Below are 17708 nucleotides of genomic sequence, written 5' to 3'. Positions count from 1 at the left end.
CGAATTTGCCATGCTTGTCGCCTGATAAGATTTACGCTGAGATTCTAATCACAAAAAGGTGAGATTTATTGAAGTTTGTAGTAATCTTAGTGCGCTATTATGAGTCTGCCTTAGAAGGGCAGCGTCGAGCTTTGTACGTATTTGCATTAGGAACATTGAACATGAAAAAACTGTTAGCAATGACTGCAGTCGCTGCTTTGACTATGTCGGTCAACGTATCAGCTCAAGAAGCTGAAGCTATTTATAATAAGGCATGTACCGTATGCCACAGCATGGGTGTTGCTGGTGCTCCAAAAGCGCATAACGCTGCAGAATGGGAACCACGCTTAGCTAAAGGTATTGATACTTTATTGAAAAGTGTGAAAACTGGTCTAAACGCTATGCCACCAGGTGGTATGTGTACTGATTGTACTGATGAAGATTACAAAGCAGCTATTGAATTTATGTCTAAAGCTCAGTAATTTTTTCAGTGTTAAAAAAACCGGCGCAAGCCGGTTTTTTTATGTCTGCGCTAAGCCAAGACTTAGCGCTATGGGAGAAGATTTATTGTACTTGGGTATCCAGTACTAAATTTGCGGTTTCACCCACATTCACTTTGCTGATCTTGCCTTGGATATCGCCAGCCTGTGGTTTGATATTGCCATGCTTAGATAAGACGGCAATGACTTCAACACTCGCGGTTTGGCTTAATTTTACATCGCCACCCATGCCAGTGCTGTCATCCAATGTCACTGTAACAGGTAAGGATTTTGCACTGACCTTAGTCGCTGCTAACGGTACTTTAGGGCCTTCAGTTGCACGGGCGAATACAAAGATAGTGTCTTCTGGGCTAGCCTTAGCTGCAAGTTCGGGAGAGATAGAGATAGCGATACTCACCGATTTGTTCGCAACCTTAGCTTGTTTGTGCGTGTCATCGTTTGGCATACCCGTAGTTTCAGCTTTCATCCGCAAATTAGCGGTTTCGATGGCTTCCATCAAAGCGGCGCGATCAACATCGGTGCGGTTACTGTCGAGAATGGTTTGCCAAGAGGTGATCGCTTTTTGGTAATTTGCCGTGAAGAATGCATCCATACCCACGAGAAGCAGGGTTGACGGATCCTGTGGATCCATTGCTAAGGATTCATCGATCAATGCCTGAATGGGCGGCGTCATTTGCTGGCCAGCCTTGTAGTACATAGCCGTGGCTTTTGGACCTAACAATTCAGCGTGCTTACCCACTAACGCTATGACTTTATCAAATGCGGCAATGGCTTTGTCGAATTGGTTTGCAGAGACATAGGCATGGCCTAGGCTAAACCATGCTTGGCTGTTCTCTGGCTCGGCTTGAATCTGAGCTTCCATCATTTGCACACGTTGCGCCATGATCTGCGCCGTATCCATGCCTGCATGGGGATTAGCAGGTTGGACATTATCGATGTTTTGGAAGGCACCTAAGTGTTGATAGAGGTAACCTGAGATGGCAATCAAGCATACCGACATGATCGATGGCCAGAGGATGGTTTTGGGTTTGATTTGATTTACTAACGAATCATCACCCGCTTGTTTGATATCTTGTAGCAAGCTGATTTCTAGCTCTTTCTTTAGGGCATCGAACTCGGCTTGATCGAGTAATTCTTCGCTAAGCTCTTTTTCAAGCGTCGCCAGACGTTCATTAAACAGTTCGAGGTTGGTTTGTTTACGCACGCCGGCCTCTTCTGTGCGTAACAGTTTTTGTTGTCTGAAATGCGGGATCCAAATCAACGTTAGGCTGACTAACACAACAAGCGCAATAAAAATCCAAAATGTCGTCATTGTTTCTATATTCACTTTAGTTTGCATAAAAGCGGTGTTACCGCCGGCTTGGAAGCAAGATTATACGTAAAGATTATTCATTGAACAGTAATATAAGGCATTCATGACGCTGAAAGCTTATAGTTGGGCACTGGTTCACAAATTGATCCATCTTGTCAAATTGGTATGAAACTTAAGGCTCATTTATCTGTCACACCCAGAACTGTAGGCCTTATATGACTTTTATTTACCTCAAAAATTGAGAATGAGACAAGTCACCCAGTTTTGTACGAAAGAGGCAGACAGGAACAATAGCAAATACTAAAATGAGCAAAATTTCGTGCGTTTGTGTGAACAGCATGTTGTGCGTTGGTCTAGAATCTTTCTAAATCAACATATTATTAGAGACTGAGGAAAACCCATGATCCCAGAACTTGGACACTTTTCGTTGATAATAGGGGTGGCATTTGCCTTCTTATTAATCAGCGTTCCCCTTATAGGTGTTGCCCGTAAAGATCAATATTTAGTGAGATATGCTTGGCCGTTAGCGTATGGAATGTTCTTCTTTATCACTTTATCTGTGATATCACTTGGTTATAGTTTTGCCGTCGATGATTTTTCTGTCGCCTATGTCGCGCATCACTCAAATTCTCAGTTACCTATCTTCTTTAAGATTGCGGCCGTATGGGGCGGTCACGAAGGGTCACTACTATTTTGGGTATTCGCCCTGTCGACTTGGGCTGCATCGGTTGCCTTATTTAGTAAAGGCTTAGAAGAAGTGTTTACTGCCCGTGTGTTGGCGGTATTAGCACTGATTGTCATTGGCTTTAGCTTATTTATGTTGCTCACCTCGAGCCCATTTGAGCGTTTATTCCCTATGCCAGCAGAAGGCCGTGACTTAAATCCTATGCTGCAGGATGTGGGATTAATCTTCCATCCACCTATGTTGTACTTAGGTTATGTGGGTTTCTCGGTAAGTTTTGCCTTTGCCATTGCAGCCTTAATGAGTGGACGTTTAGATTCTGCTTGGGCGCGTTGGTCACGTCCTTGGACATTAGCCGCTTGGATCTTCCTAACTGGCGGTATCGCGTTAGGTTCTTGGTGGGCATATTACGAATTAGGCTGGGGCGGCTGGTGGTTCTGGGATCCAGTGGAAAATGCTTCCTTTATGCCTTGGTTAGTCGGTACTGCGCTGGTTCATTCCTTGATTGTGACCGAGAAACGCGGAGCCTTCCGTAACTGGACGGTATTGCTGTCAATTTTTGCCTTCTCTTTAAGTTTACTCGGCACCTTTATCGTGCGTTCTGGGGTGTTGACCTCAGTGCATTCATTTGCAGCCGATCCAAGCCGCGGTATGTTTATTCTATTACTGCTTGGTTTAGCCATCGGCGGTTCGCTGACTTTGTTCGCCTTCCGCGCCAGCGAAATGAGTAGCCCAGCACGTTTCGAACTGAAGTCAAAAGAAACCATGCTGTTAGTCTGTAACGTGTTACTGACGGTTGCAGCGGGTACTGTACTGTTAGGCACTTTATATCCACTGCTGATCGATGCGTTAGGCATGGGTAAAATCTCTGTTGGACCTCCATATTTTAACGCGGTATTCGTGCCTATCGTTTTAGTCCTATTCGGCTTTATGGGTGTGGGTCCAATCATTCGTTGGAAAAAATCCAAAGCGGGTGAGTTAAAGCGTCAGTTATTACTGCCAGCACTTATTTCAATTGCGATTGGTGCTGTGATGCCATTCATTATTGATGGCGTCTTTAACGCTTGGGTTGCCTGTGGTATCGCTGCCGCTACATGGATTATTCTTGCGACGATCAGAGCGGCTTATAACATTGTTAAGCCAAAAGATGGCGATGTGAGCATAGCTCGTATGGGACGCAGTCAACTTGGTATGATCATCGCTCACTTAGGTATTGCCGTGTCAGTGATCGGTGCCACTATGGTGTCCAACTACTCGATTGAAAAAAGTGTTCGTATGGGCCCTGGTATCAGCCAAGAGTTAGCGGGTTATACCTTTAAATACCTTGAAACTAAGAATGTTGTTGGTCCTAACTACACAGCGCAACAAGGCCAGATCGAGGTTTATAAGGGTGATAAATTACTGACATTACTCAAGCCTGATCGTCGCCAGTACAATGTGCGTACCATGGATATGACTGAAGCCGGTATCGACTGGGGTCTGTTCCGCGATCTGTATGTGACTATGGGCGATCCTATCAGCAGCACCGAGTTTGCAGTACGTTTGAACTATAAGCCCTTCGTTCGCTGGTTATGGTTCGGGTCAATTTTTATGATGGTCGGCGGTTTCTTTGCGGCATCAGACAAACGGTATCGCTCAAAGGTCGCTGAAGTTGTTAAGCCGGAAGCTGGCAAAGCGAAATTGGCAACGGCTCAATAGTTGGGGAATGTATGAAGAAGTTGGTTCTGTTTATCCCATTGGTCATATTTCTCGCCATGGGGGTGTTTTTATATAAAGGATTATTCTTGAATCCACAGCAACTGGATTCCGCCCTAGAAGGAAAGCCTATTCCGGCTTTCCAACTGGAACGTCTCGAAACACCTGCAGAGATGATTACGAACGAGCAATTGAAAGGTAAAGTGTCACTACTCAATGTGTGGGCGACTTGGTGCCCCTCTTGTAAATATGAGCACCCTTTCTTAGTGATGTTAAAACGTAAAAATCTTCTGCCAATATATGGGATTAACTATCGCGATGAACGTGGTCCCGCATTAGAAGAGTTACGTCGCCAGGGCGATCCCTATAACGTCAATATTTATGATAAAGATGGTCGTTTAGGATTAGATCTTGGCGTTTACGGTGCACCTGAAAGTTTTGTTGTTGATCATAATGGTATTATTCGCTATCGCTACGCGGGTCCAATTGACCAGCGTGTATGGAGTGAAACCCTTTACCCAATGATCCAACAATTACAAGCTGAAGCAGTGAAGGATGGCGCATCATGAAAATGCTGACAAAACTCATCGGTGGTCTAGTGCTGTTGTTCAGCATGACGACCGCCGTCATGGCAACACCAGTCGATACTTACGAATTCAAAACACCTGAAAATCAAAAGCGTGGTTTGTCTTTGGCCCATGAACTGCGTTGTCCACAGTGTCAAAATCAAAACTTGATCGATTCTAATTCACCCGTTGCCCGAGATTTGCGTCTTGAAGTCTTTAAGATGGTTGATGAAGGTAAAGGAGATGAGGAGATCATCGAGTTTATGACCAGCCGCTATGGTGAGTTTGTACTCTATAAGCCCAAAATGGAGACTAAAACCTACATTCTCTGGTTAGGTCCCGTAGCTCTATTGCTATTCGGGTTACTTATCGGTTTTGTCTTTATTCGTAAGCAACGTATTAGTGGCAATGCGCCACAGGAAATCAGCGCCGAAGATCAACAAGCGTTGGATGCGTTACTCAAGCGTGATAATAAATGAAGCATCCATTAGCGACGACATTGATTCTATCTTGCCTATCCTTATTGGTTGGTGGCAGTGCTTATGCCTACCCAGGCATGCAACAGGCAACTAAACCGATAGAGTCAACGGTCGATCTCATCAATATATTGCCGAAGACATACCCAATCAAACCCGTAGCCTTTAATGATGTCGATGGCAAAGCCATCGACTTCAGCCACTACAAAGGTAAAGTCATTATGGTGAACATGTGGGCAACTTGGTGTCCACCCTGCGTGAGAGAGCTACCTGCGATTGAAAGATTGGCAACTAAGTTTAAAGCGGAAGACTTTGCGCTGTTACCTATATCCATCGATGCTGAAGGTAAACAGCAAGTACAATCGTTTTTGAACACACTAGGGATGGCAGGGTTTAACTCTTATTACGATCCTGAGCAAAACCTAGGACAAGTATTTCCACTTGATACTATTCCTGCCACCTTTATCCTAGATCAAGACGGTCAGCTCATTGCGTTTGTGCGATCTTTTGTCGATTGGGACGACGCAAAAGCTGTCTCATTAATCCAAGGTTTTATTGATAAAGGCCGTGAAAAGCCCAATTAATCGGCACTTTGCATAGAAAAGAATCGCCATTGTTTAAAAGATCGCCATGCGATCTTTTTTCATTTAATAGCCCAGTTAGGCATCCATGCCTCTCGTTCATGAGCTCATCGCGGTGCGATATTTCACCCGCCAGCATTAAGACGAAAGCCTCTGCAGTAATGCAGAGGCTTTTTTCGTTGTGGAGAAATTGACATTATTGGTGATGTCTCAAGCTATTATTCGTTCAACTGTCCAACTTTTGTACCGTTAATCACTTTTGTCCTGATTGAATCTTAACCCCTTGTCGCTTAACAAATACTCTTCCTTAAAAGATTCATCTGTTTCTAATCATTTTTAGCTGCTTATTAGGGCTTATTTTGATGTGTTTATTGTTAAGCAGATACTTAAATTCTAAGAATGATTGAAATTGAGTTATTTGCCCCAAGATAGTCTTAAGTGCTGCAGTTTTGTAGCGTCCATCAATGAGGTCTATGCCATGCTTTATGATTTAACGGTTGTGCAATTTAGCAAGATGCTGAAAAATTTAAGCGTTATTCTTGAAAAGGGTGAGTGTTTCGCAAACCTCAAAAAAGTTGATATGGCGGTGCTATTAAACTCACGTTTAGCGCCGGATCAATTTAACCTTATTCGCCAAGTTCAAATTGCCTGCGATACTGCCAAAATTGGCGTGGCACGTTTGACTGATAACTTAGATACAGTGCCGAAGCACGATGACAACGAAACAACTTTGGCTGAGTTGCAAGCGCGTATTAGCTCAGTATTGGACTACTTAGCTACGTTCAAAGCGGATGATTTTGCTAATGCGGCCACGATCCATGTCTCGCAACCACGCTGGGAAGGAAAATATCTTACAGGTTATGAGTTTGCGATTGAGCATGCGATTCCGAATTTATACTTCCATATAACAACAGCCTACGCAATTTTGCGCCACAACGGTGTTGAAATTGGCAAGAAAGATTACCTCGGCGCTATGCCATATAAGTCGTAAATTTAGGCTAGATGTAGTACTGTTGCGCAGCCTAATTGTTGCGCAACAGCGTTTTGCCGCTCGAGCTGACCAACCTTTCTGCATTATTACCTGTTGTTTTTCTATCTTTGTTATGTCGCTTTATCGCCGGAAAATTTAGGACTCGTTAGGGTTCTGTTGTGTCGATGAAGTTAATCAATACTCAGTTTTTCATTTCGACCTTACGTCTCGATCATCTTCACCCTATCAGCAGTGATTTAATCTTGTTGACTTAGGTCGGTTATATGGATTGTAAGTTTATGAGTCGCCAAATGCGCTGTTACTTAAAGTGAATGGCGAATGAACTCATTAAAGATGACCTGTTTGTTCGTTTTGAGCAGGGATTTACTGGAAGAGCCTATTTAAGGTTCTCATTAAAGGAGTTAGCTATGTCTATCGAATCTCAAGCCATCGAGAGTCCCACGGATGCAACGGCAACTGATTTGCCGATGAAGAGCAAGAAAGCCAAAAAAGCCGCCATTACCACTGGTTTGCGCCTCAAAGACAAGTTGACCCACGACACTCGCCGTCGAATTGAAATTTTGCACGAGCAACGCCAACTATCCAATCGTTTTGGCGTAGATATTGAAATTGGTTAATTTAGTTATAGCGATTATTTTTGCGTAATGCTGAGAGCCCAGACTTTTATTGAGTATGGGCTTATTTTTAGCAAACCTATTGATGTTACCTTGATGGTGCTGTGAAGGAATGAACACTCGTTAATTGTATTATTGTGTTTTATTTGTATCTCAATGAATAACCCCGCCAGCTCTTGCAATACCAATGATCCCAATCAGGATCCAAAATCCATTCAGTAAGGTGTAGGCATTATCTTTGCGTAATGTGGCGCACCATGTAAGTAGCACTGCATCTATCGTGTTGAATATCCAGACAAACATAAAAGGACTTTCTGGTCCTAGCCAGCTAACGAGCGAGAAACTAAAAATCCTCATTAATACGCCAACCATTTCTAGGGTTCGCATGTTGGCTGTTATGTAAGCGTTAATTTTTGTGAGAAACCAAGCCATTATCTACTACTTTTATAAGTTAAGTTTATTCAATAATTGAATTTTTATTGGGTAACGGTGCTATCGAAGTTGATCGAGCAAATTGCCAGCATGCTAACTGATGTTTTACTTGTTTCCAAGGTCACTTCAGTTGAAAAATGGCAAAAAATTAACTTATTTTCTAGCGGTTACCAGTGCGTTAGATTTTGAATCGAGGGCTTAGAGGATTTAGTAAAACTTATAGTAGATCGTTTGGTTAATATTTTTATCTATTTGAGTGAGTTAATTCATACTCCATTATCGTGACCATCTCGCCCTTATAATCTTCCTGTGAAATCCTTGACCAACCCAGTGCTCGATAAAAATCGGCTTTATCTGCAGTAAACAAATAGATTTTCTGTAAACCAATCGCTCTAGCATGCTCAATGACGGCATTGACGAGCAATTTACCTAATCCTTTATTTCGATGGGCTGCATTCACATACACATTGGCGAGCCAAGGACTTAAGTCGGTTCGGCTGTCCATATCGGCGGCGATTAATGACGATGATCCCATTACTTGATTTGCCTGTTCGCAGATAAACATTGTAGGCATAGCTGTGTCAGTTAAATACTCGTTCATTTCCTCAATCAATGTAGTGACTGAAGCATCCGCAGAACTCAAATGTGCCCATGCTTGATGATGCCACTCCGCCAATTGTGGAATGTGCTGCGGGGCAGATTTTAGGTCGATAACTTTCATATAAATCTCTAGATTGATTGGGGAAAGGGGGAAATGAGCAAATTATCCCCTCTGTTACTTGCATGAACTCAGTGGTCACAGGCCGAGTGAGTATACTGCTTAACTTGGGAGCGGCAGAAATATGCTGGCGTTAAGTCCACCTTGTTGCGCGTGGCTAAAGCTGAGTTTGCCTTGATAACTGTCGACGATATCTTTACAGATTGATAATCCTAAGCCATGGCCTTGGATGTTTTCATCTAGCCGAATGCCACGCTCAATGATAACGGACAGTGCGGCATCTGAGACGCCTTCACCATCATCACTCACTTCTATCCCATAGCCTGTTGCTGGTACATTCTGCTGGCTGATACGGATCTCAATGTTCTTGCGGCTATGTTTGCAGGCGTTATCCAGTAAATTGCCTAAGAGTTCGAGTAAGTCATCCCGATCAAACGGCATCACTAAGCCACTCGCGTAATGGCTATGAATAATGCGGTCTGGGTAGATGCGCTGCATCACTTGGATCAGCGGCGCGAGATCGTCATCGAGCACGGTATAACGCCCCGGAGTGGATAGGCCGACAATCTTAGTTCGCTTAAGCTCTCTCTCAATGATGTGGTGCAGGTTTGCGAGCACCTTGCTGCCCTCACTCCGCTGTTCTGGCGGAAGGCTTTCTAGGTAGGACTGCAGCCCTTGTAGCGGACGCTTCATTTCGTGGGCTAAGTTACCCAAGGCATTCCGGGAGCGTTGCACTCGCTGGCCCAATTGATTGACTAAGCGATCTATCTCCTCAATCAGCGGAATGATTTCGCTCGGCATTTGGTCTGGATTGATTTCTTGCCCTTGGGTGCGCATTTGCCGGATAGCTTCTGGCATCTGCTCTAGGGGTTTAAAGCCACGTTTCAGTAGCTGATACTGCGCTAGTAATAGAATGACAATCGTGAGTAATACCGCCGCACTGGCAAAGGCTAAAAAGTGGATTTGGGTTTGTTCAAGTGAGCTAATATCTTCCGTTACCCATAGGGTAACTAACTGATCTTCTTTGATTACGGCCTGACTGAACATCAGCCAATGTTCTTTACCGACAAATTCAGTGGCTTGATGTTGTTCGCCCGCGTTTAGCTGAGGAATATTCACGTCTTGGTCAAATAAGGATCGTGAACGCAGGGTTTGCTCGCCGATTTGAATTGCAAAATAATGCCCAGAATTAACCCTGTGGTACACATTGGGTAAACGGTCGGAGGTGAGCGCCCAGGTGCCATCGGGATTATGATTCAGGGCGGAGATCAGGCTATCGGCATCGTGTTGCAATCGCGAGGCAACAAAGTCTTGGGTTAATACTTGGATACCTTGGTACAGAAAATACAGTAATAGCACCATGGCAAAGGTGAGCGTGATCAGCAGATTGCGCGTCAGATAACCCTTGAGTGAATACACGCCTTTACTCCTTGAGTCGATAACCTTGGCCGCGGCGGGTTTCGATATAATCCTTGCCTAGGCGCTGGCGCAGGCGGTTGACATACACTTCGATGACATTGCTGTCTTTGATTTGATCTTCTTCGTAAATACGTTCACTGAGCTCTGACTTAGAGACGATCTTGCTGGGATTGACCATTAAGTAATGTAGCAGCCGATATTCAATCTTAGTCAGTTCTATTACTTCACCATCGACATTGGTGACGGTTTGTTTGTCGACATCGAGGGAGACACCGGCATGTTGTAGCACATTGTCGGCTCGGCCAAAGTGGCGGCGGATCAACACTTCGAGCCTTGCGAGGAGTTCTTCTATGTGAAAAGGCTTGCCGAGGTAATCATCGGCACCCGCCTTGAGGCCGTCGACCCGTTCGTGCCACGCATCGCGGGCGGTGAGAATAAGCACTGGCATAGCCAAGCCCTTTTGTCGCCATTGGCTGAGGACTTGTAAACCGGGTTTGCCGGGTAAACCCAGATCGAGGATCACGGCTTCGAAGTTTTCTTCTTCGCCTAAAAAAGCGCCGTCGATACCGTTATCGGCGTGCTCGACGGTATAACCCGCCTTGTTGAGTGCGGGAATGAGGCGCGCGACCAGATCGGTATCATCTTCAATCAATAGCAAACGCATCAGTCGACCTTTTCCTTTAGCCACTCGCCGGTTTTGGCGTCAATCTTGATTTCATACACTATGCCATCATCGCGGAGGATTTCGAGCTCGTAGATGATCCTTCCATGTTTTTGCTCGACTTCTAAGTCCAACAGTCGCCCCTGCAGGCGTGATTCATAGCGTTGCATTATGGTGTCGAAGGGCAAAACCTTGCCCTCCTTAACCCACTCGACTACTTTGTTTGAAAGATCATCGTCGTGGGCATCAGTGCTTGCACTGCTAATCATTCCAACGGCCAAAGCCAGGAATATTAACGGTATCTTCATCGAATATGCCCTTCTCTGCGAGGTTGTGACAATTGCTGCATTGACTGAATGAGCCGACTTTGGGGTTATCTTGCACCATACGCCTTGGGATCTCATCGTGTTCGTGGATAAAAAATGCCTGTTCTGTGATCTTCTGCGGCCCTGCGCTTGCGAGCAGCGGCGTGCTATTTTTCATCACCTTACCATTTTGTGCCGCATGTTGAACCAGATATTCCTCAATTCTGGCAGTGACTTGAGGATCTAGGCTGGCGTTGTCGCCAAAGTGGTTATCAAGATTTGCGGTAATGGCACGCCACTTGTCGGCGGGGAGTAAGTTCGCTGGGTAAGCCATGTGGCAACTGCCACATTCTGCCGTATATTCCACATTCTGTGGAATGGCGCGGTTGAGTTCATGGCCATCGTCCGCATAGCCTGTACCGGTTAAGGTTAGGCTGATGCCGATAACGCCAATGGCTAATGCCGCGGCTGTGAGTGATGAACCTAAGATCCAGCTAATAGGGTGTGCTTGTTGAGTCATAATATCTTCCTTTTTGTATCGTTACCTTCTATGGAAGGTATTGAAATTAATCGCTCTAATTAAATGAGTTATTGCAGGCTTAACCAGAGTAAGGCATCGCCTTTTTCCTGCGGTGTGCAGTCGCGTTTAAAGGTCCAGTTACAGTTACGGCTAAACCATTTCTCGATTTTGGCTGAGTCGGTTAACCGATCTGCGGTAATCGACGGCGCCATAGGGTCAATGGGTTTACGGGTATTTTGGTGCATGCCCATGTCGGTGACTTTGGCGGTATGGCAACTGGCGCAGCTGCGACCGTCCATGTCCTGTAGCCAAAGCTTTTGTCCTGCGGCGGCGGTAAAAGGTCCAGCACCTTGGGCTTGATAGCGTTGCAGTTGCGTGCCAATACGCTCGGCGCTCAGTGGCAGGCTTTGCACTTTATTGTTAGCGGCACTAACGCTAGTCAGCAGCAAGGTTGAAATCGCGACAACAAGGCATTTCTTATTCGTGTGTCTGGTTAATCTGTTCATAGGGCATTCCTTTTGGGCTGGATGTCTTATTGCTAAACAAAATGGCTAATGGATTAATCTTTTTGTTCCACTGGGCGTTGTTTCTTGCCCGTGACCATGGCTCTAACTAAGTTTTCTTTGTGTAACAGGCTGCTGACGATGACGCCGCCAACATGGATGACCACAAGGAACACAGTGAAGTTAGCAAAGAATTCATGGACTTCTTTTATGGCGCCTTCTGGCCAAGTGGCGAAAAAGCTCGTGGCTAATGGGCCGTGTCCGTCGGTTGCGTACAGTGCCATGCCTGAGAATCCCGTGATGGCTATGCTGGCAATCAAGGCCACAATCATCATTGCCCCGGCGGGGTTATGGCCTATGTAGTCTTTGGCTTTGCCTGTGGTGAATCCTTTGAGGTACACCAGCACTTCTTTAGGGCGAGTGACAAAGTTGCTAAAGCGCGCATTGTGGGTGCCCATCACGCCCCAGATCAGACGAAACACCAGTAAAATTAAGATGCTATAACCCGCGTAACTGTGGATGGTCATCCACTCGTCTTCGCCTTCAGTGAGGTAGGCTAAGGTAAAAAAGCCGACGAGTGACCAATGGAATATGCGGATCAACAGGTCCCAGACTTTGATGGTTTGCAGTGTGTTTGATGACATGGTGTGACGCTCCTAAGTGGGTTTAGGTGTAGGCTACTTAACCCAAACTTAAACCTCGCTTAAATTTTGAGGCGCGAACATTTATCGAATTGGTGGGGTTAAGTGGTGCGCTTGCTTGGGTGGCGAGTCTTAAATGTCAACGAAAGCTCGCTTGTTAACCTCTTGGTATTACGGTAGATTCTGCGACCACAACCGAGTGAAGGGACTAACTTATCTATGTCTACCGCCGTTATTCGCGCTTTCATCAGCCGCAATCCGAGTCGTAAATCCTTTTGTATTTATGCTGTTTTATTATTTTTGACCGAAGTCTTAATTGCTTTATATGCGCCTGCGGGTTTTATCCGTGGTTTTGTGGGCGATGTATTGGTGGTGATCTTACTGTTTTGCATGGTGCGGGCTGTCGTTCCTCTAGCAGTCAATCCGGTCGCCAATAGTAAAGACGAGGGCATTAAGCGCTTATTTCAAACTCCTTGGTTGGCGCTCGCGGTATTGCTGTTTGCCTTTGCCATCGAGTTTGGTCAGTATTGGGGTTTAGTCGACAAGCTAGGCTTGGGCGGAAATCGCTTGGCGCGGATAGTGATAGGTAGCCATTTCGATCCACTCGATCTGTTGGCATATTTTGTTGGTTACTTAATTTTATTGGGCTGTTATTGGAAAAGCCGTCAGTCCTAGTATTTGAATCTGCAAGAGCTGCGTGGCATGTGTTTTCGCGGATAAGTAGGCGAGATAAGTGGGGTAAGGGATGCAGCCGATAACGGGGTTTTCACTGCTAACAGCACGTACCGATGGACTTGAGCTTAATCCACTGAAAATGCCTTTGTATTTCAATGGCCAACATACTCATACCTTTATTGCAGGCTTAGTGATTGAAGGTCAATACCGCTGCGTTTTACCCAATAACACCTCGGGGTATTTGGTCATCACTTCTTTCGATTGTCCCTTTGAAGAATCAACCGAGTTTAGTTTGCTTGATGAAGGGTTTAAGCTCATTGCGACAACCTCTTTGGCGCAAATGTATGATTCATTCCTACTGCACTCACACTGGCCCATGGCGGATAACCGCGTGCGGCTGCACTATTACGGTCAGTTTGTGCTGGATTTAGTCATTACTGCGGGCAGCTCTTGGTTAACGGCGCGGCCGAAACTTAAGCTAGTTGAGGTTGTTGATCCCCAAAGCGATCCGCAAACAGCAGCCTCTCTTGCTGAATTAGCCCAGCGATTAGCGCAGATTGATAAAATCAACTGAGTGGGTTTGAATTGAGTGAAAAGAGAAAGGGCTATTCGCCCTTTCATGTTTATCATTTATATCTATTACTCATGCGGAAAGTTTTATAAGCCTGTTTACAAAGACATTTAAAAACCTAAATAAAAGCTTCCTCACATCATCTAGGTCCCTAAAAATCTTAGAAGAAACCTAAAGGATTCACATCGTAACTCACCAAAAGATTCTTGGTATTTTGATAATGGTTGAGCATCATCTTATGGGTTTCGCGGCCGATGCCGGATTTTTTGTATCCGCCAAAAGCGGCATGGGCAGGATAGGCGTGGTAACAGTTAATCCACACGCGGCCCGCTTGAATGCCGCGTCCCATACGTTGAGCTGTGTTCATATCCCGCGTCCACACGCCAGCGCCTAAGCCGTACTCAGTATCGTTGGCGATCGCTAAGGCTTCGGCTTCATCTTTAAAGGTGGTGACCGAAATGACGGGGCCGAAGATCTCTTCTTGGAAGATACGCATCTTATTGTGGCCTTTCATAATCGTCGGGCTGATGTAATAACCTTCGCTTTGGCCGCCATCGAGTTGGCAAAGAGTGCCTCCCAATAGCACTTCTGCACCTTCAGCCTTACCTATGGCTAAGTAGCTTAAGATTTTATCGAACTGTTCTTTAGAGGCTTGAGCGCCAACTTGAGTGTCGGTATCTAAGGGATCGCCTTGCTTAATGGTTTGCGCGCGGGCGAGTACTTTTTCGATAAAGCGATCGAAAATCGACTCTTGGATTAACACCCGTGATGGGCAAGTACAGACTTCACCTTGGTTAAAGAAGGCTAGCAACATGCCTTCGACGGCCTTATTTAAATATTCGTCTTCATGGTCCATCACATCGGCAAAAAACACGTTAGGCGACTTGCCGCCAAGCTCAACGGTCGATGGAATTAAGGATTCTGCGGCGCATTTTAAAATGTGATAACCAATTTCGGTGGAGCCCGTAAACGCAAGTTTAGCGATGCGTTTGCTGGTGGCCAGTGCTTGTCCTGCTTCGGCGCCAAAGCCGTTAACTACGTTAAGGATCCCTGCGGGTAATAGGTCTTCAATCAGTTCGAGCAAGACCAGAATCGATACTGGTGTCTGCTCCGCAGGCTTGAGTACCACACAGTTACCCGCCGCCAGCGCAGGGGCGATTTTCCATGCCGCCATTAAGAGCGGGAAGTTCCAAGGAATAATCTGGCCGACCACGCCTAAAGGCTCTGGAAAGTGATAACTGACAGTATTGCCATCGATATCGGCGGCGCTGCCTTCCTGTGCGCGGATGCAACCGGCAAAGTAGCGGAAGTGATCGACGAATAAGGGCAAGTCGGCATTTAAGGTTTCACGCACCGCTTTACCGTTTTCCCAGGTTTCGGCGACGGCTAAATATTCGAGATTTTGTTCGACCCGATCGGCAATGCGCAATAACAGGTTTGAACGTTCGGTAACTGAGGTTTTACCCCATGCTTCTCTCGCTGCGTGGGCTGCATCTAATGCTAATTCAATATCTTGGGCATCGGAGCGTGGGATTTGGCAAAAGTTTTGGCCATTCACGGGGGAGCGATTATCGAAGTATTTACCATTGACTGGGGCGACCCATTTACCACCGATAAAGTTGGCATATTTTTCTTTGAAGTTAACGATTGCGCCTGCGGTTCCGGGCTGAGCATAAATCATAGAATCATTCCTTCTTGTTGATTAGCTTAGTGTTCTCTAACGTAACACTTGAGACTTGCATACCTAAGGTGCATCGCAAGGAGGGTGCCAAACTGGCAAGAGTTGTACACTTGTTGCGCTAACAGTATGATGAAAAGCTAATTTTGCAGATTTGAAACAGTATGGGCACTCAGGGAGTGAGGTGTGTCCTGTGGTCACTTTGTCATCGAACGGCACACTCAAGTGTGCCGAAACGGAACACAGCTCGGGGGAGCACGGCTATGGCAGTTAAACCGCATTTACCATCGACACAGGCGTGGTTGGCCGATTCGTGGCAGCGCAGCATTGGCGCTGGCTTGTCCGAGTTTCAGTTACCCCAAGAACTTAGGCTCGATGCTAGCGAACTAAAGCAGAAACATGAGCAATATCAAATGCTCATAGCATTAGTGCAATCCCATGCCTTGCCCTTGTTCAATCAGTTGATGGCGCATTCTAATAGCCGACTCTTGCTCTCCGATGCCGAAGGTTATGTGCTTAGGCACTGGGGCGTGAGCCGCTACTCCACAAAACTGGCGGATGTGGCTCTGGATATTGGGGTTAATTGGCTTGAGCAGCACAAGGGCACCAATGCGATAGGGACGGCACTCACCGCCAAACAAGCGGTTTCTGTGGTGGGTGAGCAGCATTTTATTCGCCAGAATCGTTTTATGAGTTGCACCGCCTGCCCAATATTTTCCCCTCAAGGTGAAATGCTTGGGGTGATTGATATCACCAGCGAGCAGCAAAGACACACTCAGCAGACGCTGATGTTAGTGTCGAGTTTGGCACAGCAGGTCGAGACCGCGCTCTTGTGTCATCTGCCCGATAGCCATTATCGAATCGATTTAGCGGCGCAGCCAAACCTGCTGAATTCGGGTTGGCAGGGCATAGTGATTGCCGATAGCGATGGCCGCATCGTTGGGTATAATCCCATGGCGAAACAATTGCTTAATCAAGCCAAGGTGGGTGATAGCGTTGAGCAGTACTTAGGCGATAATTGGAGCCGTGCGGGTGGCTTTAATCAGCATTTAGACTTACATCTACAGACTCAATCCTTAAATATTCCCAGCGCCAAGAGTCGGGTGGCGATGAGCAATAAATCGCTTAATCAATTGGGTGTGCGGTTTCGCGATCCTCAACTTGAGCGCGCATGGCAACATGCCAATAAGGTGATCACTAAACAAATTCCGCTGTTAGTGCTTGGTGAAACCGGCGTCGGTAAAGAGCAGTTTGTGAAAAAACTCCACGCCCAGAGTGCGCGTCGCACCGAGCCCTTAGTGGCGGTGAACTGCGCCGCATTGCCCGCCGAGTTAGTCGAATCTGAACTCTTTGGTTATCAGGCAGGCGCGTTTACTGGGGCCAACCGCACTGGATTTATCGGTAAAATTCGCCAAGCCCACGGCGGTTTTTTGTTTTTAGATGAAATCGGTGAAATGCCGCTGGCGGCCCAGAGTCGTTTACTCAGAGTACTGCAGGAGCGCGAAGTGGTGCCCGTTGGCAGTAATCAAAGCTTTAAAGTCGACATTCAAATCATTGCCGCGACCCATATGGATTTAGAACAACAGGTGACTCAAGGGTTGTTTCGGCAGGATTTATTCTATCGATTGAATGGTCTGCAAGTACGTTTACCTGCGCTGCGTGAGCGGCTGGATATCGAGCGTATTATCCATAAATTGCATCGTAAACATCGTATCGCCGCGCAGGATATCTGCCCTGAACTGCTAGGGCAATTGATGCAACACGACTGGCCGGGCAATTTGCGTGAACTGGATAACCTTATGCAAGTGGCTTGCTTGATGGCAGAAGGAGATGGCACCCTAACGTGGCAGCATTTGCCCGATTATCTGGCGGCTAAATTAGCGGGCGAGCCGCAAAAAGTGGAACGGTTAAATGCTGAGTTGTTATCAGAAGAGGCGATAACTCATCAAGATCCAGCATCACTGCTGCAAAGTGGCAAGTTCACTGCGGAGTTGAATATCGCGGCGGTTAGATCAGACTCCTTAAATAAGGCGATTTATAGCAATGTGCAGCAGGCATTTCAGGCTTGTAATGGCAATGTAAGTCAATGCGCTAAACGCTTAGGGATTAGCCGTAATGCCTTGTATCGTAAATTGAAACAGATGGGACTTAAAGCTTAGCTCTAAGCGTAAGGTTTAGTCCCATGTCGA

Annotated in this window: 19 protein-coding genes; 10 read left to right on the top strand and 9 right to left on the bottom strand. The window is 46.1% G+C overall.

Going from position 1 to position 17708, the window contains the following annotated elements; all coding sequences use genetic code 11:
- Positions 1-161 precede the first annotated feature (161 nt).
- Positions 162-461, top strand: a complete 300-nt coding sequence (locus MJO46_RS11545) for a cytochrome c5 family protein (RefSeq protein ID WP_253989459.1) — start codon at positions 162-164, stop codon at positions 459-461.
- Positions 462-543: 82 nt separating this feature from the next.
- On the opposite strand, the gene ccmI is transcribed toward MJO46_RS11545, so the two are convergent.
- Positions 544-1791, bottom strand: coding sequence for a c-type cytochrome biogenesis protein CcmI (ccmI, locus tag MJO46_RS11540; RefSeq protein WP_253989458.1), 1248 nt, complete (start codon positions 1789-1791; stop codon positions 544-546).
- A gap of 400 nt (positions 1792-2191) precedes the next feature.
- On the opposite strand from ccmI, the gene MJO46_RS11535 reads away from it, so the two are divergent.
- From MJO46_RS11535 to MJO46_RS11510, 6 genes are all read left to right on the top strand, one after another.
- The gene (locus MJO46_RS11535; RefSeq protein WP_253989436.1) at positions 2192-4171 is read left to right on the top strand and encodes a heme lyase CcmF/NrfE family subunit; all 1980 of its coding nucleotides are present in this window, start codon (positions 2192-2194) and stop codon (positions 4169-4171) included.
- Between the two features lie 11 nt (positions 4172-4182).
- Positions 4183-4737 (top strand): DsbE family thiol:disulfide interchange protein, encoded by a 555-nt coding sequence (locus MJO46_RS11530; RefSeq protein WP_198781935.1) that lies wholly within the window; start codon positions 4183-4185, stop codon positions 4735-4737.
- Positions 4734-5213, top strand: coding sequence for a heme lyase NrfEFG subunit NrfF (gene nrfF / locus MJO46_RS11525; RefSeq protein ID WP_253989435.1), 480 nt, complete (start codon positions 4734-4736; stop codon positions 5211-5213). The genes MJO46_RS11530 and nrfF overlap by 4 nt, the downstream gene beginning before the upstream one ends.
- Positions 5210-5794 (top strand): TlpA disulfide reductase family protein, encoded by a 585-nt coding sequence (locus tag MJO46_RS11520; RefSeq protein ID WP_253989434.1) that lies wholly within the window; start codon positions 5210-5212, stop codon positions 5792-5794. Before nrfF ends, MJO46_RS11520 begins: the two co-directional genes overlap by 4 nt.
- A gap of 475 nt (positions 5795-6269) precedes the next feature.
- Complete coding sequence (locus MJO46_RS11515) at positions 6270-6782, top strand: DUF1993 family protein (RefSeq protein WP_253989457.1); 513 nt, start codon at positions 6270-6272, stop codon at positions 6780-6782.
- A gap of 407 nt (positions 6783-7189) precedes the next feature.
- On the top strand, positions 7190-7399 hold the full coding sequence (locus MJO46_RS11510) for a hypothetical protein (RefSeq protein WP_253989433.1): 210 nt from the start codon (positions 7190-7192) through the stop codon (positions 7397-7399).
- Positions 7400-8072: 673 nt separating this feature from the next.
- Here the strand turns inward: MJO46_RS11510 and MJO46_RS11505 are convergent.
- The 7 genes from MJO46_RS11505 to MJO46_RS11475 all read right to left on the bottom strand — a co-directional run bounded on the left by MJO46_RS11505 (position 8073) and on the right by MJO46_RS11475 (position 12598).
- A complete protein-coding gene (locus tag MJO46_RS11505) occupies positions 8073-8549 on the bottom strand; it encodes a GNAT family N-acetyltransferase (protein WP_253989432.1) in 477 nt (158 codons plus the stop codon).
- 99 nt (positions 8550-8648) lie between these two features.
- Positions 8649-9965 (bottom strand): sensor histidine kinase, encoded by a 1317-nt coding sequence (locus MJO46_RS11500; RefSeq protein ID WP_253989431.1) that lies wholly within the window; start codon positions 9963-9965, stop codon positions 8649-8651.
- A 4-nt stretch (positions 9966-9969) separates the two neighbouring features.
- A complete protein-coding gene (locus MJO46_RS11495; RefSeq protein ID WP_253989430.1) occupies positions 9970-10629 on the bottom strand; it encodes a response regulator transcription factor in 660 nt (219 codons plus the stop codon).
- Positions 10629-10895: a PepSY domain-containing protein gene (locus MJO46_RS11490; protein WP_220777685.1), complete on the bottom strand. Its 267-nt coding sequence runs from the start codon at positions 10893-10895 to the stop codon at positions 10629-10631. Before MJO46_RS11490 ends, MJO46_RS11495 begins: the two co-directional genes overlap by 1 nt.
- Positions 10888-11451 (bottom strand): diheme cytochrome c, encoded by a 564-nt coding sequence (locus tag MJO46_RS11485; RefSeq protein WP_253989429.1) that lies wholly within the window; start codon positions 11449-11451, stop codon positions 10888-10890. The genes MJO46_RS11490 and MJO46_RS11485 overlap by 8 nt, the downstream gene beginning before the upstream one ends.
- Before the next feature lie 68 nt (positions 11452-11519).
- A complete protein-coding gene (locus MJO46_RS11480) occupies positions 11520-11957 on the bottom strand; it encodes a DUF1924 domain-containing protein (protein ID WP_253989428.1) in 438 nt (145 codons plus the stop codon).
- Between the two features lie 53 nt (positions 11958-12010).
- The gene (locus tag MJO46_RS11475) at positions 12011-12598 is read right to left on the bottom strand and encodes a cytochrome b/b6 domain-containing protein (RefSeq protein ID WP_253989427.1); all 588 of its coding nucleotides are present in this window, start codon (positions 12596-12598) and stop codon (positions 12011-12013) included.
- Positions 12599-12814: 216 nt separating this feature from the next.
- Here MJO46_RS11475 and MJO46_RS11470 point away from each other — a divergent pair, with 216 nt between their 5' ends.
- The gene (locus MJO46_RS11470) at positions 12815-13270 is read left to right on the top strand and encodes a DUF2809 domain-containing protein (RefSeq protein WP_253989426.1); all 456 of its coding nucleotides are present in this window, start codon (positions 12815-12817) and stop codon (positions 13268-13270) included.
- 70 nt (positions 13271-13340) lie between these two features.
- Entirely contained in the window at positions 13341-13844 is a 504-nt protein-coding gene (locus MJO46_RS11465; RefSeq protein WP_253989425.1) for a hypothetical protein, read from the top strand.
- A 157-nt stretch (positions 13845-14001) separates the two neighbouring features.
- Here the strand turns inward: MJO46_RS11465 and MJO46_RS11460 are convergent, their stop codons facing one another.
- Positions 14002-15522, bottom strand: coding sequence for an aldehyde dehydrogenase family protein (locus tag MJO46_RS11460; RefSeq protein ID WP_253989424.1), 1521 nt, complete (start codon positions 15520-15522; stop codon positions 14002-14004).
- 260 nt (positions 15523-15782) lie between these two features.
- Here MJO46_RS11460 and MJO46_RS11455 point away from each other — a divergent pair, with 260 nt between their 5' ends.
- Complete coding sequence (locus MJO46_RS11455) at positions 15783-17678, top strand: sigma-54-dependent Fis family transcriptional regulator (protein WP_253989423.1); 1896 nt, start codon at positions 15783-15785, stop codon at positions 17676-17678.
- Positions 17679-17708 lie beyond the last annotated feature (30 nt).

This window comes from Shewanella sp. KJ2020 (assembly GCF_024197625.1).
In the GTDB taxonomy this organism is placed as follows: domain Bacteria; phylum Pseudomonadota; class Gammaproteobacteria; order Enterobacterales; family Shewanellaceae; genus Shewanella.
This window is presented reverse-complemented; position numbering and strand designations above follow the sequence as displayed.